21 protein-coding genes are annotated in these 21,013 nt (G+C 62.7%); 4 read left to right on the top strand and 17 right to left on the bottom strand.

The window, feature by feature from the left end; translation table 11 throughout:
* Positions 1-71 precede the first annotated feature (71 nt).
* Positions 72-305 carry a PP0621 family protein gene (locus tag AC1RMG_RS29620; protein WP_125063600.1) on the top strand — a complete coding sequence of 78 codons (234 nt, stop codon included), beginning with the start codon at positions 72-74 and terminating at the stop codon, positions 303-305.
* Between the two features lie 425 nt (positions 306-730).
* Complete coding sequence (locus tag AC1RMG_RS29615; RefSeq protein ID WP_019094003.1) at positions 731-2,065, top strand: sigma-54-dependent transcriptional regulator; 1,335 nt, start codon at positions 731-733, stop codon at positions 2,063-2,065.
* Here AC1RMG_RS29615 and thiO read toward each other — a convergent pair.
* Genes thiO through AC1RMG_RS29580 form a run of 7 tightly spaced genes read right to left on the bottom strand, consistent with a single transcriptional unit; the run spans position 2,062 to position 8,781 of the window.
* Positions 2,062-3,162 (bottom strand): glycine oxidase ThiO, encoded by a 1,101-nt coding sequence (gene thiO, locus AC1RMG_RS29610; RefSeq protein ID WP_125063598.1) that lies wholly within the window; start codon positions 3,160-3,162, stop codon positions 2,062-2,064. The two genes, AC1RMG_RS29615 and thiO, sit on opposite strands and share 4 nt — an antisense overlap.
* Before the next feature lie 53 nt (positions 3,163-3,215).
* Positions 3,216-3,617, bottom strand: coding sequence for a type IV pilin protein (locus AC1RMG_RS29605; protein WP_015637084.1), 402 nt, complete (start codon positions 3,615-3,617; stop codon positions 3,216-3,218).
* A gap of 15 nt (positions 3,618-3,632) precedes the next feature.
* Positions 3,633-6,695, bottom strand: a complete 3,063-nt coding sequence (locus AC1RMG_RS29600) for a pilus assembly protein (protein WP_493170858.1) — start codon at positions 6,693-6,695, stop codon at positions 3,633-3,635.
* A complete protein-coding gene (locus tag AC1RMG_RS29595) occupies positions 6,682-7,164 on the bottom strand; it encodes a pilus assembly PilX family protein (RefSeq protein WP_233447094.1) in 483 nt (160 codons plus the stop codon). Before AC1RMG_RS29595 ends, AC1RMG_RS29600 begins: the two co-directional genes overlap by 14 nt.
* Positions 7,164-7,874 (bottom strand): PilW family protein, encoded by a 711-nt coding sequence (locus AC1RMG_RS29590; RefSeq protein ID WP_015637087.1) that lies wholly within the window; start codon positions 7,872-7,874, stop codon positions 7,164-7,166. The genes AC1RMG_RS29595 and AC1RMG_RS29590 overlap by 1 nt, the downstream gene beginning before the upstream one ends.
* Positions 7,871-8,314, bottom strand: coding sequence for a type IV pilus modification protein PilV (gene pilV, locus AC1RMG_RS29585; protein WP_210671178.1), 444 nt, complete (start codon positions 8,312-8,314; stop codon positions 7,871-7,873). Before pilV ends, AC1RMG_RS29590 begins: the two co-directional genes overlap by 4 nt.
* Positions 8,311-8,781 (bottom strand): GspH/FimT family pseudopilin, encoded by a 471-nt coding sequence (locus AC1RMG_RS29580; RefSeq protein WP_011063545.1) that lies wholly within the window; start codon positions 8,779-8,781, stop codon positions 8,311-8,313. The genes pilV and AC1RMG_RS29580 overlap by 4 nt, the downstream gene beginning before the upstream one ends.
* A gap of 131 nt (positions 8,782-8,912) precedes the next feature.
* Between AC1RMG_RS29580 and AC1RMG_RS29575 the strand changes: the two genes are divergently transcribed.
* Complete coding sequence (locus AC1RMG_RS29575) at positions 8,913-9,437, top strand: GspH/FimT family protein (protein ID WP_236203390.1); 525 nt, start codon at positions 8,913-8,915, stop codon at positions 9,435-9,437.
* Here the strand turns inward: AC1RMG_RS29575 and ispH are convergent, their stop codons facing one another.
* From ispH to murJ, 6 genes are all read right to left on the bottom strand, one after another.
* Positions 9,438-10,385, bottom strand: coding sequence for a 4-hydroxy-3-methylbut-2-enyl diphosphate reductase (gene ispH, locus AC1RMG_RS29570; protein ID WP_011063546.1), 948 nt, complete (start codon positions 10,383-10,385; stop codon positions 9,438-9,440).
* A 102-nt stretch (positions 10,386-10,487) separates the two neighbouring features.
* Positions 10,488-10,940, bottom strand: coding sequence for an FKBP-type peptidyl-prolyl cis-trans isomerase (fkpB, locus tag AC1RMG_RS29565; protein WP_493170855.1), 453 nt, complete (start codon positions 10,938-10,940; stop codon positions 10,488-10,490).
* The gene (lspA, locus tag AC1RMG_RS29560) at positions 10,933-11,445 is read right to left on the bottom strand and encodes a signal peptidase II (protein WP_401028148.1); all 513 of its coding nucleotides are present in this window, start codon (positions 11,443-11,445) and stop codon (positions 10,933-10,935) included. The genes fkpB and lspA overlap by 8 nt, the downstream gene beginning before the upstream one ends.
* Positions 11,438-14,269, bottom strand: coding sequence for an isoleucine--tRNA ligase (gene ileS / locus AC1RMG_RS29555; RefSeq protein ID WP_493170854.1), 2,832 nt, complete (start codon positions 14,267-14,269; stop codon positions 11,438-11,440). Before ileS ends, lspA begins: the two co-directional genes overlap by 8 nt.
* 13 nt (positions 14,270-14,282) lie before the next feature.
* Complete coding sequence (gene ribF, locus AC1RMG_RS29550) at positions 14,283-15,227, bottom strand: bifunctional riboflavin kinase/FAD synthetase (RefSeq protein WP_161466726.1); 945 nt, start codon at positions 15,225-15,227, stop codon at positions 14,283-14,285.
* Between the two features lie 128 nt (positions 15,228-15,355).
* Positions 15,356-16,894, bottom strand: a complete 1,539-nt coding sequence (murJ, locus tag AC1RMG_RS29545) for a murein biosynthesis integral membrane protein MurJ (protein WP_011063551.1) — start codon at positions 16,892-16,894, stop codon at positions 15,356-15,358.
* Between the two features lie 252 nt (positions 16,895-17,146).
* Between murJ and rpsT the strand changes: the two genes are divergently transcribed.
* Positions 17,147-17,425, top strand: coding sequence for a 30S ribosomal protein S20 (gene rpsT, locus AC1RMG_RS29540; protein ID WP_007924739.1), 279 nt, complete (start codon positions 17,147-17,149; stop codon positions 17,423-17,425).
* A gap of 116 nt (positions 17,426-17,541) precedes the next feature.
* Here rpsT and AC1RMG_RS29535 read toward each other — a convergent pair whose 3' ends face one another.
* From AC1RMG_RS29535 to rpmA, 4 genes are all read right to left on the bottom strand, one after another.
* On the bottom strand, positions 17,542-18,003 hold the full coding sequence (locus AC1RMG_RS29535; RefSeq protein WP_011063552.1) for a CreA family protein: 462 nt from the start codon (positions 18,001-18,003) through the stop codon (positions 17,542-17,544).
* A 19-nt stretch (positions 18,004-18,022) separates the two neighbouring features.
* On the bottom strand, positions 18,023-19,141 hold the full coding sequence (gene proB / locus AC1RMG_RS29530; protein WP_011063553.1) for a glutamate 5-kinase: 1,119 nt from the start codon (positions 19,139-19,141) through the stop codon (positions 18,023-18,025).
* A gap of 186 nt (positions 19,142-19,327) precedes the next feature.
* The gene (gene cgtA / locus AC1RMG_RS29525; protein ID WP_011063554.1) at positions 19,328-20,551 is read right to left on the bottom strand and encodes an Obg family GTPase CgtA; all 1,224 of its coding nucleotides are present in this window, start codon (positions 20,549-20,551) and stop codon (positions 19,328-19,330) included.
* 195 nt (positions 20,552-20,746) lie between these two features.
* The gene (gene rpmA, locus AC1RMG_RS29520) at positions 20,747-21,004 is read right to left on the bottom strand and encodes a 50S ribosomal protein L27 (protein ID WP_003228360.1); all 258 of its coding nucleotides are present in this window, start codon (positions 21,002-21,004) and stop codon (positions 20,747-20,749) included.
* Positions 21,005-21,013 lie beyond the last annotated feature (9 nt).

The raw sequence follows: 21,013 nt of genomic DNA, 5'->3' as shown, positions 1-21,013 counted from the left end.
CATTGATGGGCCTGTGCGCCCGACGGGCGCTTGGCTAAACTGCCCCCTCCCCCTTCAAAAAGCTGGTTGCCATGGTTCGTCTACTGTTCTGGATCGCTCTGATTGCCGCCGCGGTATGGTTCTGGCGCAAGTTCAAGCGTCCTGCCGCCGCCCCTCGCTCCCCCAATGAACCGGCCACTACGCCCATGGTGCGTTGCGCCCATTGCGGCGTGCACCTGCCCCAGGACCGGGCCCTGAGCCAGTCGCAACAGTGGTACTGCAGCCAGGCACACCTGCAACAAGGGCCGGGAAACCAGGACCGCTGAGCCGCCAGGCCCACTGCGGATACCCGAGGCAAGGAACTCGGGGGCGAAAAATGGCGTCTGACACGGACTATTCCAGGCCTTGGTCAGCGCATGAACCGGCTCGTCGCCCCCTTCCTCCCTCGCCTCTCCCAGGCTTCGAACCTCTACTCAGGAACGGGAAGGCCCAAGTGCCAACCCCGGCCGAACAATTGGCGACAAAATAGCCTGTGGGCGCCCACTCGCCGTTTCGCTCTCGGGCAGAGCGCTGTAGCCCCCCATCCACGGGCACCACAACGTCCCGACGACGCGCACCTTCAGGACGCCCGGCAGGATGACCAGTGGCCCATCCCCTGCGCCGCTACCCCGTCGGGCCTAGACTTGAGTTCACGCCCATCGGGCGAGCACTGTTGCCCGCTCCTCACTCACGGATGAAAACTGCAGCTGCCATGAACCCACGGCAATCGGTGCTGGTGGTCGATGACGCCACGGAAACCCGCGCCCTTGTGGAGATCACTCTGGGCCGAATGCGCTTGCACACCCAAAGTGCGCGCACCCTGCAGGAAGCCCGTGGCCGCCTGGCCCGTGAGCGCTTTGACCTGTGCCTGACCGACCTGCAGCTACCGGACGGCAGCGGGCTGGAGCTGCTGCGGCACATCCGCCAGTCCCACCCCAACCTTCCTGTGGCGCTGCTAAGCAACGGCGCCTGTGCACAGGCCAGCGCGGGCGCCCTGCAGGCCGGAGCCTGCCAGTTGCTGCACAAGCCTCTGGACCTCAAGCAACTGCGCGCTTGGGTAGGTGCCAGCCTGAAGCAGGCCACGGACTGCGCAACGGAGGACCCAGCCCGGCAATTGCTGGGAGACTCGGCGCCCATGAATGCCCTGCGTCGCCACATCGACAAGCTGGCCCACAGCCTGGCGGCGGTCTATATCAGCGGTGAATCCGGCAGTGGCAAGGAACGGGTCGCCCGTCTGCTCCACCAGCTTGGCCCCAGGGCCCGATACCCGTTCGTCCCGGTCAACTGCGGGGCGATTCCTTCCGAATTGATGGAGAGTGAACTCTTCGGCCATTGCAAAGGCAGCTTCAGTGGCGCCGTCAGCGATCAGCCCGGGCTATTTCTGGCCGCCCACGGCGGCACACTGTTTCTTGATGAGGTCGCCGACCTGCCCCTGGCCATGCAAGTAAAACTGCTGCGAGCCTTGCAGGAAAAATCCGTGCGCCCTGTAGGCAGCCAACAGGAAAAATCCGTCGACGTGCGGATTCTCTGTGCCACCCACAAGGACCTGAAAAACGAGGTAGAGACCGGACGCTTTCGCCAGGACCTCTACTACCGCCTGAACGTCATCGAGTTGCGAGTCCCGGCGTTGCGCGAGCGCCGTGGCGACATCCCCGCACTGGCCGGGCACGTCCTGCAGCGCCTGGCCAGGGACAGCGGCCAGCCTGCCGTCCAGCTACGTCCCGAAGCCCTGCAAGCCCTGGAGCGCTATGACTTTCCGGGCAACGTGCGAGAGCTGGAAAACCTGCTGGAACGGGCGCAGACCCTATGCGAAGGACGCTGGATAGAAACAGACGACCTGCAGTTGCCCAGAGCCGACAGCCTTGAAGCCCGATCATCGGCGGCGGCCACCCAGCTAGACCTGGCGCTGCACCTGCAACAGGTGGAGCGCCAGCTGCTGCTCCAGGCCCTGGAGGAAACCCGCTGGAACCGCACGGCGGCGGCCCGGCGGCTGAGCCTGTCGTTTCGTTCGATGCGTTACCGCATGAAGAAGCTCGGGCTGGACTAGATCCGACCTTCAGGCGCATAAGGCGCCGGGTCGATGATCGGCGGGTTCCCCAGCAGCAGGTCGCAGAACAGCTGGCAGGAGGCCGGCGCCAACACCAGGCCATTGCGGTAGTGCCCGCAGTTGAGCCACAGGCCTGCAAAGCCCGGAACCGGCCCGATGTAGGGAATGCCTTCCGGAGAGCCCGGGCGCAGCCCGGCCCAGTGCCCGACCACCTCGGCCTCGGCCAGTGCGGGAATCAGCTCGACCGCGGAGGCCTTGAGGCTCTCCAGGGCCGAAACGGTCGGGGTCTTGTCGAAACCTTCATACTCCAGAGTGCTGCCCACCAGAATGTGGCCATCGCGCCGCGGGATGGCATAGCGCCCCTTGGCCAGGACCATGCAGGACAGAAAGTCGGCAGCACACTTGTAGAGGATCATCTGCCCCTTCACCGGCTCCACCGGCAGTTCCAGGCCCAGGCTGCCCAGCAGTTCGCCACTCCAGGCCCCGGCGCAGAGCACCACCTGATCAGCGCGAACCTGGCCCAGCGAGCTATCGACCCCCACCACTTGCTGGCCTTCGCGGATAAAACCACTGACGGTGCATTGCTCATCGATTTGCACATTAGGCAACGCCTGTAACGCCGCCTTCAGGGATTTGACCAGGCGCGGGTTGCGCACGTTGGCCACATCGGCCATGTAGATCGCCTGTTGATAACCATTGCCCAGCACCGGCACCGCGTCATGCACCGCCGAGATATCCACAGCACTCAGCGGCCGGCCTTCACGCTTGGCCCACTCCAGGGCCTGGGCTTCATCCTCCAGGTCCAACCAGTAGAGGCCGGTGACATGCACCTGCGGGTCGACACCGGTGGCACTGAACAGTTGCTGGGCCAGTTGTGGGTAGAAATCCTGCGACCAGTGCGCCAGGGCAGTGACCGCCGGGTTGTAGCGCCAGGGGTAAAGCGGCGAGACGATCCCACCACCGGCCCAGGACGATTCACGCCCCAGGTCCGAACGTTCCAGAAGCCGTACCTGCTGGCCCTGGGACGCCAGATTGAAGGCGGTGAGCAGGCCGATCACCCCGCCGCCCACCACCAGCACTTGCTGTTGCTTAGCCATAGTCCGATCCAATCATGAGAAAGACAGTGGGCGCTGCGGCCCGAATCAGGTGCTCAGCGCCCCCAGCAATCCTTGGCGGTCAGCCCTTCGGCCTGGCCGCTGATGCGGGTCGCGCCGGTCTGGTCGATGCTGAAACTGCCGCACTTGTCCGCCGCCATCAGCCCATCGTCCTTCGGGGTCGCGGTCAGGGAGAAGCCGGTGTCGGTCAGGGTTGCGGCAATGCTGTAGTACTCATTGCCGGCGCTCAGGTCCGGGGCGTTGCTGTAGACCCCAGCCTTGGAGAAATGCCGTTCAAGCTGCTGTGCCTGCTCGGTAAGCAGTACCGCGATTTCACTGCGGTGCGGTTTTTTCACGTATTCGGTGATGCTGGGAAGGCTCAAGGTAAGGACCAGACCGATGATCGCAATCACGATCATGATTTCGATCAGGGTAAAACCTTGGTTGGATCTGCGCATGGTCAAGAATCTCGCTTACTGGATTTGTCGCCACAGGATGCGCCGGCTGCCACCGCCGGGCCTTTCCACCAGGGTGCTGATGCCACCCCTGGAGTCATTGATGATCTTGCGGGCGCCATTGCTGGCAACTCCGCCGAGGCTGGGCACGGTGCCGACGTAGCGCACGCCGCTGGAGGGCTGGTCCTGGTCATCCACGACCCCGTCGCCATTGGTGTCGAGCACCGCAGCGTCGAGCATCTTACCGCTGAACGCCTCCAGCTCGATCAATTTCCCACTGCCGGCACTCGAACAAGGGTCGTCGGGCTCCAGTTGCAGGGTGCTGAACACCACCCTGCCGGCCACCAGGGTCGCCTCGTTGAGCACCCGCTCGCCGGCTGCCAGGCCACCTTGTACCAGGGGCAGGTACCAGCCGCGCTGCGCCGGATAACGCACCTCGTTGAGGGTGCTGCGCAGGAAACTGCCGGCCGCCGCGCTGAACCCGGCCTCAAGGTGCTGCACCTGCAACTGACTTTCGCCAATGCCCCCAGGACCGCCCTCGGCGTCCCACACGCCATAGAATCCCTGGCGCGCCCGGCTTTGCTTGTCCCGGGTCTCGTTGAGCTTGCCCGTACCGAACAGCACCAATTGGCCACCACGGGGATGATCGAGCAGGCGCGGCGGTGCGCTGATCGGCTGGCTGGCGCCTCCCGCGGTGCGGAACAAGGGCTGCCCGGCAAATGCCAGATGCCAGCTGGCGCTATCGTTGCCGGACAGCTCGAATTTCCACAGTCGCCCCTTGAGGTCGCCCGCATAGGCCGCCTGCACTTCATTGCGTGCATTGACCTTGAGGGTGACGGACGACAGGCCATTGTCAGGCTGGTCGTCAATGGCGATCTCGCGAATCAGCGAGCCATCATTCAGGTCCACCACATACAGCGCTGCCACCCCGGAATGGCTGCCGTAGCCATTGCCGATGAAGGCCGCCCAGCGACCATCGGCCAAGCGCGCTACCTGTGGGCGGGCATAGGCATACCCCAGGTCATTGAAAGGATGATTGCGGTCCGGCTCGGGAGGAGCGCCGATTTCCCACAAGGCGCCAGGCGTATTGCCGTGCACGGCGTCGAACAGACGCACTGCAAAGAAACTCTTGCCGCCCGCCCCGACGCCCCCCAGGGCCAGGGTTTGCCAGGCACCGCCCCGCTGCCCATCGAACACCGCCAGGGGACCATCCACCAGATAGCGATGGCGCTCGCCCCGCCGATAACCGGGATCGGCGACCTGCGCCAGGGCGCCCAACGCGCTGGAGGGCATGTAGCCATAGAGGCGCTCACCGCTGGCCGGGTCCAGCACATTGAACAACCCGTCATTGCTGTTCACCAACAAGCGCGTCGCCATGGCCGTGGCTTTCTGTGCCAGGTAGCGGCTGTAGTCGCCCCCGGCAGCCCCATCGACAGCACTGCGCTGCCCGGCAGTTGCCAGCACCAGCGGCGAATTGACGATATCTCCCAACTGATAGCGGCGCTCCCTGAGCCCGCTCACGGAGCGGCCCTGGCTCCAGTCCAATAGTTCGGCGCCACTGACACCTGCAGGCAACGACTGCTCAAGTTCGCCACGCTGAGCGGTGGACAAGTTGCCGTAGGCCAGGCTCACCGGACGCCGGCTGGCAGTGTTCCAGGTCTCATGGATTACCGCCGCGCCGGCACCATCCACGCCACTATCGCTGCTCCACAACGGCGAACCGACAGCCACTCGGCCCTGATTGTCGATGCCGTAGGCGCGGATCGTGCCATGCCAATCGACCGGGTCGTACTGGCTCTGGTAATAACGACCACTGGCGGCATCCAGTACACCACTGCCGGCAGTCACGGCACTGGCTACGCCTTCGCCCAGAACGCCTGCCAGCACGCCTTCAAGGTTGCTGCGGGCCTGGAAATACTCACCCTGGCCGTAGTCCGCAGCACCCATCAGCAGAGGATTGTGGGCCTGGAAACCCACCGTGAAGGTATTCAGGTACTGACGGGGGAAATCCACCGCCGCCCAGCTTTTACCGGCCTCATCCACTCCTGGGCCACGCAAGTCGATATCGAAGGCGAACTTGGCCAGGTCATCGAGGAATAGAGTCTGCCCATCGCGCTCGCCACCATCGTTGCCGATCCCGTCCCAGTTGGGCAGGCGCCCCGCCCCCAAAGGGTCGTTGAACGGGAACTGAGTATCGTGATCCGCCGCGCCGGCACTGATCACCACTCCGTAGTTCTTCTGGCAACGGTATTGAATGGGGCTGCTGTAGAGCGCCGGTGAAAGGTTGTAGTACGGCACCATGCCGCGCAGGTAGCGGGTGATCTCGTAGTAGGTTTCCGCCAACGGCGTATGACCGCCGGCCTTGAGGCCGTTGATTGTCGCCAGCAGGGCCTGGTAATTGGCCTCGGCCTGGGCCGGGCTCACAGCGCCTTCAATGGCCGACAGGTCGCTGATGGGACGGGCAATGTAACCCCCAGGGCCCGGATCACCCGGGGCCGGCGGGTTGAAGGTGGCCAACCCCAGGCGCAGCCAGCGATACCGGGTAACCAGGGCCGTGGCCAGCCGCCGAGCCACATTCATCCGGTAGTCGTTGGGAATGGAACCGTCAGTGAAGTCTCGCTCCCGTCCCTTGGCCTGCGCCAGTAGCCAGGACAGGTAGTCCGCGGAGTACAGCGTATTTCCAGCCCCAACCGGGTCCGGCAGCTTCAGGCAGCGCACCCCACGCTCGGGATCATGGAAGCTGTGAAAGCCTGCCCGGCACCCCGACTCGCCGAGGCTGGACAAGGCAATCGCCTGGCCTGCAAGTCGCTCACCCCGAGCACACTCGCCCCCCACTCCGGCACAGCGCCAGACCGCAGCCCGGGCGAGCAGCGGATCGAACTCCCGGGCATGGACAATGCTGTTCATGCCCAGGGAGTCATCCAGCACCAGCATCACGTTCGGCGCCACCGCCGCGGCACCAAGAAGCGGGGTGCTGGCAGGGTTGAACGCCATGGCCAGAGGCACCGGCAACAGGCTCAGCAGCAGCGCGCCCAGGCTTCGCCAGCCGGGCCGACGCATGCCCCGATCAATACTTGGCATAGATGCTCTCCAGCACACTGCGCGATTGCCCGGCCAGACCGACAGCGGTCACGCGATACAAGGTGGCTGGAGTATTGCTCGGCACATTCACCGCATCCTGTGAAACACCGAGGTTCTGCACCCCGTAGAAGCCAGAGCCGCTAGCGATCCACAGCACCGCCGAAGCAGCATTGACTCCAGGAGCCTTGACCAGCGCTGATTCGGCGGGAGGCGCACACTGAGCAGGGCTGGCACATACCGGCAAGCGAAAATCATCCTGCTGCACCGCACTCTCCCCCACCCGCAGCGCGGCTTCGGCGGCCTGGAATGCGCGGTTGTGCAGAGCCAGGCTGGCGGCCATTTTTTCCTGCAGGGTGGCGTTCTGCAGCGACGAGAGCCCGATCAGGGTCAGCAGCAACAGGAACACCAGGCTGACCAGCAACGCCATGCCCCGCTGCCCGAGAGGAACCCGACCTCGCAAGCGCGTCATCAGGGCAACCTGTTGCGCAGGGCCGCGACCACGCTATAGGTCTGCGGGCGCACGCGGTCATGGGGGTCGACCAGGGTCAGGCGCAAGCGCACACTGCGGATCCGTTCCGGGTCCAACGGGTTGCGACTGTAGCTGGAGGCGGCAATGTCGGTGGCCGAACGGGCCATGCCGAAACTCACATCAAAGGCTTCGACGTTGTCCAGCAGCACCGCTTGCTGCTTGCCAAGGCCGCTGCCCAGCAGCAACTGGCGATTCTTCAGGCTGTAGAACAGCCGGCGCAGGGCGAACACCTGCTCAGCGCCGGCCCCTCGATGAGCGCCTGAATAGGCTACGGCGCTGCGCTGGCAGTCGCTGACCACGCTCCAGGTCGGCGTACCGCCATCGTCCCCGACATCGGCGGTGATCAGGGTCAGTTTCTGCTCGGCGTTGTCCCATTGGATCGGCGTCGCCGCATAGTGCGAGAACTCCCGTGCCGTGCTGGCATCACTGATGGTCCGCAGGCAACCGAACAGCCCCACCATGCGGATTTCCTGAAGCATCTTGCTCAGGACAAAGCGAGCATCCTCCTGCAGGTAGGCGGCAGCGCTCTGACTCTGGTAGGTGTTCTTCGCTGCAATGAATACCTGGGCCACCCCCAGTACCAGCACCAGGCTCAAGGCCAGTGCCAGCATCATCTCCACCAGGCCGAAGCCACTATCGGCCCGGTTCACGGCAAGCCTCCCGGTTGCGCTGCAACCCGGCTGCTGAGCTCCAGGCTACGCAGGCTGCCCTCCCGGCCTTCGGCACGGGAGTCGTCCCAGGTGATGCGAATGGTGTAGACATGCTGCTTGACGCTGATGCTGCCCTTGCCGCTGGGGCCGGCGAAGCTCGCGATATTGGCGGCGAAGTCGTACAGGTCCTGATCCCGCACATTGCCCGGGTTGCCCTCGGCCGGTATCGCCACGCTGTAGTCGGCGGCGGCGTTGGCGCGGATCCGGTCGAGCATGTCATAGGCGATAAAGCTGGCCTGGGTGGTCATCCGCGAGCTGTCGGTGTACTGCAGCGCCTTGATCTGCACCGCCGCCGCACCCAGCAGGCCCACCGCCAGTATCAACAGCGCCACCAGCACCTCGATCAGGGTCATGCCACCCTGTGCATCCCGCACGTTCATCCGCAGTTCTCCGCTGCTATCACCCGCCCATTGAGACAGACACTGATCACCCGCCGCTGCTGGTCCAGTCCATAGACGATGTGCAGCGCATCACTGGCCGCCAAGCCGCCGAGGCGATTGAAATCGATGCTGTGGTCATCTGAGGTTAGCGTCAGGGTGGCGCCCGGACTGATGGCTGGAACAACCCGCAATACATTGCCTCCGGGGTCCTGCCCCGCATACACCATCAATTCGCCGTTCCAGGGAGCGTCCTTGGCAGCCGGGCGAATCCCGACCCTCTGGCGGCGATTGATCGCTTCCAACCGTGCGTAAGCCAGGGCCTGACGTAGTTGATTGATCTCGGTGTCGGCACGCACTCGCTGCACGGTGGTGCGATAGGCTGGCACCACCAGGCCCAGAAGAAGGGCCGCGATCGCCAGGGCGACGAGCAATTCCAGCAAGGTGAAACCCTTTGTATGCAAATTCATGGCCGGCCTTGGAAGTGTCATCGGCTATAACAGGCAAGCGCCCGGACCCTACATAGACCGGCGCTTTGGCCATTTGCTCAATGAACACGCACGGATTGCGTGAAACCGTCGTCCCCAGGGAGGGAGACCCCATGCATGAGAAAGGCTTCAGCCTGATTGAACTGCTGACCGCATTGGTTCTGCTGGCCCTGCTGCTGCCGCTTTCCGGTAGCGCCATGAGTGAGCTGCTGCGCTCCAATCGCCAGCAGGACGCCGCGCAGATGCTCGCCAGTGGCCTGCGCAACGCCCGGGCGGCAGCGATCCTGCACCAGCGCACGGTCCTGATCCATGGTCTGGAGGACGACTGGAGCCGGGGCTGGAGGATCATCCTGGATATCAGCGGCAAGGGCGCCCAGGACGCACGCAACCCGCAACTGATCGAGCGCCAAGGCAGTGGGCAGGTATTGATCGTGGGCAATCGCCCGGTGCAGCACTTCGTGCGCTTCAGTGCCCTGGGCCATCCGCTGCTGCCCAGTGGCGCGTTCCAGGCCGGAACACTCCATGTCTGCCAGGCAGGCCAGGAGTACAGCCGCCATCAAGTGGTGCTGTCACGTAGCGGGAGGGTCAGCCTGCGCAGGGAAAACGCCGAGCAGGCCTTGTGTGCAGGCGTCGGCTGATCAGAGCAGCGAGCGAACCCGCAGCTCTTTGGGCATGGAGAAGGTGATGTTTTCTTCGCGGCCGGCCAGCTCATCGGCGCCGGTGGCACCCCAGGCCTGCAGTTGCTGGATCACGCCACGCACCAGCACTTCCGGGGCCGAGGCGCCGGCGGTAATGCCGATGCGCTCCACACCATCGAACCAGCTGCGCTGCAGGTCTTCGGCACCGTCGATCAGGTAGGCCGGGGTGGCCATGCGTTCGGCCAGCTCGCGCAGGCGGTTGGAGTTGGAGCTGTTGGGGCTGCCGACCACCAGCACCACGTCGCATTCGTCGGCCAGTTGCTTGACCGCGTCCTGACGGTTCTGTGTGGCGTAGCAGATGTCGTCCTTGCGTGGCCCGCCGATGGCCGGAAAGCGCGTGCGCAAGGCATCGATCACCCGGCTGGTGTCATCCATGGACAAGGTGGTCTGGGTCACGAATGCCAGGCGCTCGGGGTTGCGCACCTGCAATTCGGCCACATCCTTTTCGTCTTCCACCAGGTAGATGGCGCCGCCATTGCTGGCGTCGTACTGGCCCATGGTGCCTTCGACCTCGGGGTGGCCGGCGTGGCCGATCAGGATGCATTCACGGCCGTCGCGGCTGTAGCGCGCCACTTCGATATGCACCTTGGTCACCAGCGGGCAGGTGGCGTCGAACACTTTGAGGCCACGACCTGCAGCCTCGCTGCGCACCGCCTGGGAAACACCGTGGGCGCTGAAGATGACGATGACATCATCCGGCACCTGGTCCAGCTCTTCGACGAAGATCGCTCCACGATTGCGCAGGTCTTCGACGACAAATTTGTTGTGCACCACTTCATGCCGGACGTAGATCGGCGGCCCGAAGACTTCCAGGGCGCGATTGACGATTTCGATCGCCCGGTCCACGCCGGCGCAGAAGCCACGGGGGTTGGCGAGTTTGATTTGCATGCTGTGCCTCGTGTCTTGCGCGCAAGAAGTTAGATCGTTGTAGACAGCGGATCGCCGGCAGCCGGCTCCTGGATAATAGAAGACGGCATGCCGGCGATGCTTTTAAAGCGCTTTGACGTCGATGATTTCAACGTCGAAGGTCAAGGTCTTGCCGGCCAGCGGGTGGTTGAAATCGATGGTCACCTGCGCGTCATCGAAAGTTTTGACCACACCTGGCAACTCGGTGTTCGCCGCATCGTTGAAGATCACCAGCAAGCCTTCCGAAAGCTCCATGTCCTGGAACTGCGAACGCGGGATGACCTGCACGTTCTGCGGGTTGGGCTGGCCGAAGGCGTTTTCCGGTTCGATGGTCAGGTTGCGCTTGTCGCCGGCCTTGAAGCCGAACAGCGCCGCCTCGAACCCTGGCAGCAGGTTGCCATCGCCGACCTTGAAGGTCGCCGGGGCCTTGTCGAACGTGCTGTCTACGGTGTCGCCGTTCTCCAGGCGCAATGCGAAATGCAAAGTGACTTCCGTGTTCTGACCGATGCGTTGATCAGTCAATACCTGTTCAGTCATGAACGGCTTCTCCGGTTTTCTTGCTCTTGAACATATCCAGGGCCAGCATCACCGCGCCAACGGTAATGGCACTGTCGGCGAAGTTGAATGCCGGGAAGTACCAGCGGTTCTGCCAGTGCACCAGGATGAAATCAATCACATGGCCCAGGGCGATGCGGTCGTACAGGTTACCCAGGGCCCCGCCCAGCACCAGCGCCAGAGCGATGGCCAGCCAGGTTTCATTGCGCCCCAGACGCTTGAGCCAGACCACCAGCACCGCACTGACCGCAATCGCGATCAGGGCGAACAGCCAGCGCTGCCAGCCGGAGCCGTCGGCGAGGAAGCTGAAGGCGGCGCCGGTGTTGTAGGCCAGGGTCCAGCTGAAGTAATCCGGGACCACCACGATCTGCTGGTACATGCTCAGCGAACTTTCGAAGTGCAGCTTGCTGACCTGGTCGATGACCAGGACCAGCACGCTCAACCACAGCCAGCCCAGACGGCCGAAACGGCCTGCGGCGTTAGGCATAGTGACGGACCTCGCCTGCTCCGCTGATGTTGTCTACACAACGACCGCAGATTTCCGGGTGCTCAGGGTGCACGCCGACGTCTTCACGGCAGTGCCAGCAACGGGCGCACTTGGGGAAGGCCGACTTGACGACTTTGAGCTTGAGGCCCGGTACTTCGGTGGCCACGGCGTCCGCTGGTGCCTGGGCAAACGGGGCCAGGCTGGCGGTCGAGGTGATCAGCACGAAACGCAGTTCGTTGCTCAGCTTGTCCAGGTCAGCGGCCAGGCCATCCTCGGCAAACAGGGTGACTTCGGCTTGCAGGTTGCCACCGACGGCCTTGGCCGCGCGCTGAACTTCCAGCTCCTTGTTCACCGCAACCTTGACGGCCATCACGCCTTCCCAGTACTCGCGGCCCAGTTCGAAGTCAGCGGGCAATTCGGTCAGGCCTTCGTACCAGGTGTTAAGCATCACGGATTCGTTACGCTCGCCCGGCAGGTATTCCCACAGCTCATCGGCGGTGAAGGCCAGGATCGGTGCGATCCAGCGCACCAGCGCTTCGGAGATGTGGTACAGCGCGGTCTGCGCCGAGCGGCGCGCCTTGCTGTTGGCGCCGGTGGTGTACTGGCGGTCCTTGATGATGTCGAGGTAGAAGCCGCCCAACTCCTGCACGCAGAAGTTGTGCACCTTGGAGTAGACGTTCCAGAAGCGGTATTCGCCGTAGTGCAGCTCCAGCTCGCGCTGCAGCAACAAGGTACGGTCCACGGCCCAACGGTCCAGGGCCAGCATGTCTTCGGCCGGCAGCAGGTCGGTGGCCGGGTTGAAGCCGCTCAGGTTGGAAAGCAGGAAACGCGCAGTGTTGCGGATCCGCCGGTAGGCGTCGGCGCTGCGCTGCAGAATCTGGTCGGAAACCGCCATCTCGCCGGAGTAGTCGGTGGCCGAGACCCACAGGCGCATGATGTCGGCACCCAGGGTGTCGTTGACCTTCTGTGGCGCGATCACGTTGCCCAGGGACTTGGACATCTTGCGGCCGTTCTCGTCCACGGTGAAGCCGTGGGTCAACAGTTCGCGGTACGGCGCGTGGTTGTCGATGGCGCAACCGGTGAGCAGGGACGAGTGGAACCAGCCACGGTGCTGGTCGGAGCCCTCCAGGTACAGGTCGGCCCGCGGACCGCTTTCGTGGCCCATGGGGTGCGAACCGCGCAGCACGTGCCAGTGAGTGGTGCCGGAGTCGAACCAGACGTCCAGGGTGTCGCTGATCTTGTCGTACTGGGCGGCTTCGTCGCCCAGCAGCTCAGCGGCGTCCATCTTGAACCAGGCCTCGATGCCTTCCTGCTCGACGCGCTGGGCCACTTCTTCCATCAGCTCGACAGTGCGTGGGTGCAGGTCGCCGCTTTCCTTGTTCAGGAAGAACGGGATCGGCACACCCCAGTTGCGCTGGCGGGAGATGCACCAGTCCGGGCGGTTGGCGATCATCGAGTGCAGGCGTGCCTGGCCCCAGGCCGGTACGAACTGGGTGTCTTCGATGGCTTGCAGGGCGCGTTGGCGCAGGGTGTCGCCGGCTTCCGGCTGCTTGTCCATGCCAACGAACCACTGCGCGGTGGCGCGATAGATCAGCGGGGTCTTGTGGCGCCAGCAGTGCATGTAGCTGTGGCTGATGGTTTCGGTGTGCAGCAGCGCACCGACTTCGCTCAGCTTGTCGACAATGGCCGGGTTGGCCTTCCAGATGAACTGGCCGCCGAAGAACTCCAGCGATGTCGCGTAGACACCGTTGCTCTGCACCGGATTGAGGATGTCGTCGTTGACCATGCCATAACGCTTGCAGGTCACGAAGTCGTCTTCACCATAGGCCGGGGCCGAGTGAACCACGCCAGTGCCGGCACCCAGCTCCACGTATTCGGCCAGATACACCGGCGACAGACGATCGTAGAACGGATGACGGAAATTGATCAGTTCCAGGGCCGAACCTGGAGCCGTGGCAATCACCGAGCCTTCCAGGTTGTAGCGGGCCAGGCAGGATTCCACCAGCTCTTCGGCCAGCACCAGCAGGCGTGCGCCGGTGTCGACCAGGGCATAGTTGAACTCAGGGTGTACGTTCAGCGCCTGGTTGGCCGGGATGGTCCAGGGGGTGGTGGTCCAGATCACGATGGCAGCAGGCTTGGCCAGCTTGGCCAGGCCGAAGGCGCCGGCCAGCTTGGCTTCGTCGGCGACCGGGAAGGCCACGTCGATGGTCGCGGACTTCTTGTCCTGATACTCGACTTCTGCTTCAGCCAGGGCCGAGCCGCAGTCGAAGCACCAGTTCACCGGCTTCAGGCCCTTGAACACGAAGCCGCCCTTGACCATTTCCGCCAGGGCACGGATCTCGCCGGCCTCGTTGGCGAAGTTCATGGTCTTGTAGGGATTGGCCCAGTCGCCCAGCACACCCAGGCGGATGAACTCGGCCTTCTGCCCTTCAATCTGCTCGGAAGCGTAGGCGCGGCACAGCTCGCGGGTCTGGTCCGAGGACAGGTTCTTGCCGTGGGTCACCTCGACCTTGTGCTCGATCGGCAGACCGTGGCAGTCCCAGCCAGGAACGTAAGGCGCGTCGAAACCCGCCAGGGTTTTCGAGCGGATGATCATGTCCTTGAGAATCTTGTTGACCGCATGACCGATGTGAATCGAGCCGTTGGCATAGGGAGGACCGTCGTGCAGTACGAACTTGGGACGATCCTTGCCAATCTCGCGCAACTTTCCGTACAGGCCAATGCTGTCCCAACGCTGCAGAATCTGTGGTTCGCGCTGAGGCAGGCCGGCCTTCATTGGGAAGGCGGTGTCCGGAAGGTTTAACGTGGCTTTATAGTCGGTCATTTAAGGCTCTTCATTAGCGATTGGCGCTATGGATACGTGCCACTTGGGCACGGGCGGCGGCAACATCCGCATTGATCGCCGTCTTCAACGCCTCCAGGGAGGCGAAACGCTGCTCTTCACGCAGCTTGTGGTGGAAAACCACCGTCAAACGCCGGTCATACAGATCGCCGGCAAAATCTAAAAGATGTACTTCCAGGTGGGCCTTGCCATCACCTGCAACCGTGGGCCGCACGCCGATATTGGCGACGCCGGGCCAGGTCTTGCCATCGAGATCGACACTCACCAGGTACACCCCGGAAAGCGGCACGCGACGGCGCTTCAACTGCACATTGGCAGTGGGCGTACCCAACTGGCGCGCCAGTTTCTGGCCGTGCAACACCCGCCCGGCAATGCGGTACGGGCGACCCAGCAGGCGCTCGGCCAGATCGAAATCGGCGGCGGCCAGGGCATTGCGGACCTGGGTACTACTCACCCGCAGGCCGTCGAGCTCGACGGTCTGCGCCGCCTCCACGGTAAAGCCGTGGGTGGCTCCGGCCTGCTGCAGGAAGTCAAAATCACCGACCCGGTCGCAACCGAAGCGGAAGTCATCACCCACTTCCAGGTGCTGTACACCCAGGCCATCCACCAGAATTCGCTCGACGAACTCGCTGGCGCTGAGTTTGCTCAGGCGCTGGTTGAAGGCCAGGCACAGCACCCGGTCAACACCGGCGTCAGCCAGCAACTGCAGCTTGTCCCGCAGGCGGGCCAGACGCGCCGGAGCCGTCTCGGGGGCAAAGAATTCCCGCGGCTGGGGCTCGAAAATCACCACGCAGCTGGGCACGCCCAACTCGAGCGCACGTTCGCGCAGCCGGCCCAGGATAGCCTGGTGACCACGGTGAACACCGTCAAAGTTGCCAATAGTGGCGACGCAGCCCCGATGCTGGGGGCGCAGATTGTGGAGGCCTCGAACCAGCTGCATAACGCGCTTCTTGCTCATAAAGTGGTCGATTATAACCACACCCGGCGGCCGACGACAGGCAGCACCGCACCCAATGTGGTTGATCCGACAAAACCGATGCCTGCCCTGCCCTGGCGACTAAACAGCCGTCAGTTCAAGGCCTTGCGATTGAAGTCGCGCAAACGGAAGCCCAGCAGCGCCAGCATGCCGAAATATGCCACCACCCCAGCCACCACCAGCACGCCCAGGCGCAGGAACCGCTGGAGCATATGGCCTTGATCCCAGGCCGGCATGAAATGCATCAGGCCCAGCAATACCGCGGACATGACCGCTACCGCCAACAGCAACTTCAAGGTGAACCGCCCCCACCCCGGCAGCGGCTGGAACATCTGCTGCTTGCGCAACTGGTAGAACAGCAGTCCGGCGTTGATACAGGCCCCGGCGCTAATGGCCAGGGCCAGGCCCGCGTGTTTCAGGGGGCCGATAAAGGCCAGGTTCAGCAGTTGGGTGACGATCAGCGTAAAGATGGCGATTTTCACCGGTGTACGAATGTTCTGCTGCGCATAGAAGCCCGGCGCCAGCACCTTGATCACGATGATCCCCAGCAAACCCACGGCATAAGCCACCAGCGCACGCTGGGTCATGGACGCATCGAAGGCACTGAACTCACCGTATTGGAACAGTGACACGGTCAGCGGCTCGGCGAGGATACCCAGGGCCAGGGAGCACGGCAGCACCAGGATGAAACACAGGCGCAGGCCCCAATCGAGAATCCGCGAATACTCGTGGCGGTCCTTGCTGGCGTAGGTCTTGGCCAGGGTCGGCAGAAGAATGGTGCCCAGCGCCACCCCCAGCACACCGGACGGCAGCTCCATCAGGCGGTCGGCGTAATACATCCACGACACCGAACCGGCTACCAGGAAAGAGGCGAAGATGGTGTTGATGATCAACGAAATCTGGCTCACCGAAACCCCGAGAATCGCCGGCAGCATCTGCTTCATCACCCGCCAGACCCCGGTATCCCGCAGGTTCAGGCGTGGCAGCACCAGCATGCCGATCTTCTTCAGGTGCGGCAGCTGATACAGCAACTGCGCCAGGCCACCAGCCAGCACCGCCCAGCCCAGAGCCATCACTGGCGGATCGAAATACGGCGTCAGAAACACCGCAAAAATGATCATGCTGACGTTGAGCAGGGTCGGCACGAAGGCCGGCACCGAGAAACGATTCCAGGTATTGAGGATTGCCCCGGCCAGAGACGACAGCGAGATCAGCAATATATAAGGAAAGGTCACCCGCAACAGGTCAGAGGTCAGGGCGAACTTTTCCGGAGAGTCGACGAACCCCGGTGCCGTGGCCCAGATCACCCAGGGCGCGGCGATGATGCCCAAAGCCGTCACCAGCGCCAGGACCAGGGTCAGCAGACCCGAGACATAGGCAATGAAGGTACGGGTCGCCTCTTCCCCCTGCTGGCTCTTGTATTCCGCCAGGATCGGCACGAACGCCTGGGAGAACGCTCCTTCGGCAAAGATGCGCCGCAGCAGGTTGGGCAGCTTGAAGGCAATGAAGAAGGCATCGGTGGCCATCCCGGCACCGAAAGTGCGCGCGATGATGGTGTCACGCACAAACCCCAGTATCCGGGAAAGCATCGTGATAGAGCTGACGGCGGCCAACGACTTGAGCAGGTTCATGAAAAGGTTTTGCGCCTTGTAGATAAACAGCAGGCGAAAAGACACCCACTTATGCGATACTCCGCGCCGCAACAGCACAGAGCCAAAGCTCGCGAGTTTACAGGTCAAGCGCCGGAAATAAATATCCCGCCTCTTCAGATCGACCACTCAGCGGAACGCATCACCCGCCCTTGACAAGACTTCAACTCATCGGCATGATTCGCGGCCTATTTTGTTTGCTATTTCCCAAAAAGTCTTTCGAGGAGCTCGACGGTGGCCAACTCACCTTCCGCCAAAAAACGTGCAAAACAGGCTGAGAAGCGTCGCAGCCACAACGCCAGCCTGCGTTCCATGGTTCGTACCTACATCAAGAATGTAGTTAAAGCCATCGACGCAAAAGACGCTGAAAAAGCGCAAGCTGCTTATGTTCTGGCTGTGCCAGTTATCGACCGCATGGCCGATAAAGGCATCATCCACAAGAACAAGGCTGCTCGCCATAAAGGTCGTCTGAATGGCCACATCAAGGCTCTGAACCTTGCTGCTGCAGCCTAAGCGACACGCTTGTTAAAAAACCGACCCAAGGGTCGGTTTTTTATTGCCCGCGATTTACCCACCCAGCAAACCAGCCCCGCCTTCAACAGAGGGCCAGCATGCCAGGAGAAACTCCGTTACGGGTGCGGCCAGGGCAGGATCGGGATAGCCGTCACCGCATTCTGCGGACTACCCTCGATCAGGCGATCACTGTAGACCAGGTACACCAGGGTATTGCGCTTCTTATCCAGGAAACGCACCACCTGCATGGTCTTGAATACCAGCGAGGTGCGCTCCTTGAATACCTCGTCGCCATCCTTGAGCTCACCCTTGAACGCAATAGGCCCCACCTGACGACAGGCAATGGAGGCTTCCGCACGATCTTCCGCCAGGCCCAGGCCACCCTTGAGCCCACCCGTCTTGGCTCGCGACAGATAGCACGTCACCCCATCGACCTTGGGATCATCGAACGCCTCGACCACGATCCGGTCATTCGGCCCGACAAACTTGAACACCGTGGACACCTGGCCAATCTCCTCGGCCGAAGCCATGAACGGCATCGCCAAGAGCAAGCCCAACAATCCTTTTGCTACGCGCATACGCTTTTCCTTACGCCACTTACACCAGAATCAGGTTATCGCGGTGTACCAGTTCAGGCTCCGCCATATACCCCAGGACACCGACAATAGCGTCGGACGGCTGACCAATGATCTTCTGCGCCTCAAGCGCACTGTAGTTGGCCAGGCCACGAGCAATCTCACGACCATCCGGCGCTACGCACACCACCATCTCACCACGCCGGAAACCACCCTGGACCTGCTTGACCCCCACCGGCAACAGGCTCTTGTTACCCTGGGACAGAGCCGACACCGCCCCCTCATCCAGCACCAGGGTGCCGCGGGTCTGCAGATGCCCGGCCAGCCACTGCTTGCGCGCCGCCAGCATGCCGCGCTCCGGCGACAGCAAGGTGCCGATGCGCTCGCCAGCCTTGAGGCGGTCCAGCACGCGATCCAGACGCCCACCAACGATGATCGTATGCGCCCCGGAACGCGCAGCCAGCCGCGCCGCACGCAACTTGGTCTGCATGCCGCCACGCCCCAGCGCACCGCCCGTACCACCGGCCACCGCATCCAGCGCCGGGTCGTCGGCCCGCGCCTCATAGATCAGCTGGGCATCAGGATTGTTACGCGGGTCGGCATCGAACATGCCGTCACGGTCGGTAAGAATCACCAGCAGATCAGCCTCAACCAGGTTGGCCACCAGCGCCGCCAGAGTATCGTTGTCGCCAAAGCGGATCTCGTCGGTCACCACGGTGTCGTTCTCGTTGATCACCGGGATCACCTTGAGCTCCACCAGGGCACGCAAGGTACTGCGAGCATTGAGGTAGCGCTTGCGATCGGAGAGGTCGTCATGGGTCAGGAGAATCTGTGCAGTATGCCGGCCATGCTCGGCAAAGCTCGACTCCCAGGCCTGCACCAGCCCCATCTGGCCGATGGCCGCAGCGGCCTGCAACTCATGCATCGCACTCGGTCGTGCGGTCCAGCCCAGGCGGCTCATGCCGGCCGCTACAGCACCGGAGGAAACCAGTACCAGCTCGACGCCGGCCTCATGCAAGGCCACCATCTGCTCCACCCACACACCCATTGCCGTGCGATCCAGCCCCTTGCCGTCCGCCGTCAGCAGCGCACTGCCGATCTTAACGACCCAGCGCTGCGCACCTGTCACCTTGCTCCGCATCTTATTCAACCTTTGCCAGCGAGCGACGCGACCGAGCGCCACTCATGGGGTTATTCGTATTTGTATCCTGCAGACACCAAAACGCCGCTCAAATGAGCGGCGCCTTGGAAGCTGGCTTGGCTGCGATGATAACACCGCACCCTGCCAGATAAACCGTCTTCGCGGGGCAAGCCCGCTCCTGCCGAATCAGTCGCGGACGTAAATGATTTCCGGACCATCTTCATCGTCAACGTCTTCTTCGTCCCAGTCATCATCACCGATGTCATGGACACTCTTCACGCCACTGCGGCGCAGAGCACGCTGATCGTCGAGGGCTTGCAACTGGGCACGCGCCTCGTCTTCGATGCGCTGATCCAGCTCAGCCAGCTCGTCGGCATAGGCAGGGTCGGCTGCCAGGCGATCGGCACGATCCTCCAGGTAACGCATGATGTCGCGGCTCAGGCGCTCGGTACCATCCTTGGAGATGGCCGAGATCACGTATACCGGCCCCGTCCACTCCAGGCGATCAACGATTTCCTTGACCCGCTCTTCACGCTCTTCCTCGAGGATCTGATCGGACTTGTTCAGCACCAGCCAGCGCTCGCGCTCGGCCAGGGACGGGCTGAACTTCATCAACTCATTGACAATCACCTCTGCCGCATCCGCCGGGCTGCTTTCATCCAGCGGCGCCATGTCCACCAGGTGCAGCAGGATGCGCGTACGCGCCAGGTGCTTGAGGAAGCGAATCCCCAGGCCGGCACCATCGGAAGCACCCTCGATCAGACCCGGAATGTCGGCGATCACGAAGCTCTTCCAGCGATCGACGCTGACCACACCCAGGTTCGGCACCAGGGTGGTGAACGGGTAATCGGCCACCTTCGGCTTGGCCGCGGACACCGAGCGGATAAAGGTACTTTTGCCCGCATTCGGCAAGCCCAGCAGACCCACGTCCGCCAACACCTTCAGCTCCAGCTTGAGATCACGCTGCTCACCCGGCTTGCCCGGAGTGGTCTGGCGCGGCGCACGGTTGGTACTGGACTTGAAACGGGTGTTGCCCAAACCGTGCCAGCCGCCCTGCACCACCATCAACCGCTGGCCAGCCTTGGTCAGGTCGCCAATGACTTCCTGAGTGCCCGCATCAATGATCGTGGTACCGACCGGAACCCGCAGCTCCAGATCCTCACCCTTCTTGCCGGTACAGTCGGTACTGCCGCCGTTGGAGCCGCGCTCGGCATCGAAGTGCCGGGTGTAGCGGTAGTCCACCAGGGTATTGAGGTTTTCGTCGGCGACCATGTAGATCGAGCCGCCATCACCACCATCACCACCGTTGGGACCACCGTTCTCGATGAACTTTTCCCGACGGAAACTCATGCAACCATTGCCGCCGTCGCCAGCCTTTACTCGAATCGATACTTCATCAACAAACTTCATGTTCAAACGCCTCTCGCCACACGGGCGAGCTGAAAAGCACTAAGACATAAGACTCTTGCAAAAATGAGCGCAGCGACCTCAATCAACGACCGAAACATCCAACGCTGGCAGCTCGTACAAACAGTTTTGCAAGAGACTCATCCCACAAACGAAAAAGCCCCGTCGCGAGACAGGGCTTTTCCAGCGATCGCGCAATTAAGCTGCGACGACGCTCACGTAACGACGACCGAAGGCGCCTTTTACTTCAAACTTGATCACGCCTTCGATTTTCGCGAACAGGGTGTGATCTTTACCCATGCCAACGCCGTAGCCAGCGTGGAATTGGGTGCCGCGCTGACGCACGATGATGTTGCCGGCCTTGATGACCTGGCCGCCATACATCTTCACGCCAAGGCGTTTGGCTTCTGAGTCGCGACCGTTACGGGTACTACCACCAGCTTTTTTGTGTGCCATGAGTTCAAT

Source organism: Pseudomonas sp. GW822-FHT04H02 (assembly GCF_058800645.1).
Note: the sequence above shows the minus strand (reverse complement) of the source record. Positions and strands in the feature narration are given on the sequence as shown.

Bases quoted from the DNA above. Each gene is read 5' to 3' on its own strand.
- AC1RMG_RS29605 (WP_015637084.1), bottom strand. From the start codon at position 3,617: ATGCGCAGATCCAACCAAGGTTTTACCCTGATCGAAATCATGATCGTG.
- lspA (WP_401028148.1), bottom strand. From the start codon at position 11,445: ATGCCTAACGCCGCAGGCCGTTTCGGCCGTCTGGGCTGGCTGTGGTTG.
- AC1RMG_RS29595 (WP_233447094.1), bottom strand. From the start codon at position 7,164: ATGACGCGCTTGCGAGGTCGGGTTCCTCTCGGGCAGCGGGGCATGGCG.
- ribF (WP_161466726.1), bottom strand. From the start codon at position 15,227: ATGCAGCTGGTTCGAGGCCTCCACAATCTGCGCCCCCAGCATCGGGGC.
- rpmA (WP_003228360.1), bottom strand. From the start codon at position 21,004: ATGGCACACAAAAAAGCTGGTGGTAGTACCCGTAACGGTCGCGACTCA.
- AC1RMG_RS29615 (WP_019094003.1), top strand. From the start codon at position 731: ATGAACCCACGGCAATCGGTGCTGGTGGTCGATGACGCCACGGAAACC.
- proB (WP_011063553.1), bottom strand. From the start codon at position 19,141: ATGCGGAGCAAGGTGACAGGTGCGCAGCGCTGGGTCGTTAAGATCGGC.
- murJ (WP_011063551.1), bottom strand. From the start codon at position 16,894: ATGAACCTGCTCAAGTCGTTGGCCGCCGTCAGCTCTATCACGATGCTT.
- AC1RMG_RS29575 (WP_236203390.1), top strand. From the start codon at position 8,913: ATGCATGAGAAAGGCTTCAGCCTGATTGAACTGCTGACCGCATTGGTT.
- cgtA (WP_011063554.1), bottom strand. From the start codon at position 20,551: ATGAAGTTTGTTGATGAAGTATCGATTCGAGTAAAGGCTGGCGACGGC.
- pilV (WP_210671178.1), bottom strand. From the start codon at position 8,314: ATGAACGTGCGGGATGCACAGGGTGGCATGACCCTGATCGAGGTGCTG.
- AC1RMG_RS29600 (WP_493170858.1), bottom strand. From the start codon at position 6,695: ATGCCAAGTATTGATCGGGGCATGCGTCGGCCCGGCTGGCGAAGCCTG.
- AC1RMG_RS29620 (WP_125063600.1), top strand. From the start codon at position 72: ATGGTTCGTCTACTGTTCTGGATCGCTCTGATTGCCGCCGCGGTATGG.
- fkpB (WP_493170855.1), bottom strand. From the start codon at position 10,940: ATGACTGAACAGGTATTGACTGATCAACGCATCGGTCAGAACACGGAA.
- AC1RMG_RS29580 (WP_011063545.1), bottom strand. From the start codon at position 8,781: ATGAATTTGCATACAAAGGGTTTCACCTTGCTGGAATTGCTCGTCGCC.
- ispH (WP_011063546.1), bottom strand. From the start codon at position 10,385: ATGCAAATCAAACTCGCCAACCCCCGTGGCTTCTGCGCCGGCGTGGAC.
- thiO (WP_125063598.1), bottom strand. From the start codon at position 3,162: ATGGCTAAGCAACAGCAAGTGCTGGTGGTGGGCGGCGGGGTGATCGGC.
- ileS (WP_493170854.1), bottom strand. From the start codon at position 14,269: ATGACCGACTATAAAGCCACGTTAAACCTTCCGGACACCGCCTTCCCA.
- AC1RMG_RS29535 (WP_011063552.1), bottom strand. From the start codon at position 18,003: ATGCGCGTAGCAAAAGGATTGTTGGGCTTGCTCTTGGCGATGCCGTTC.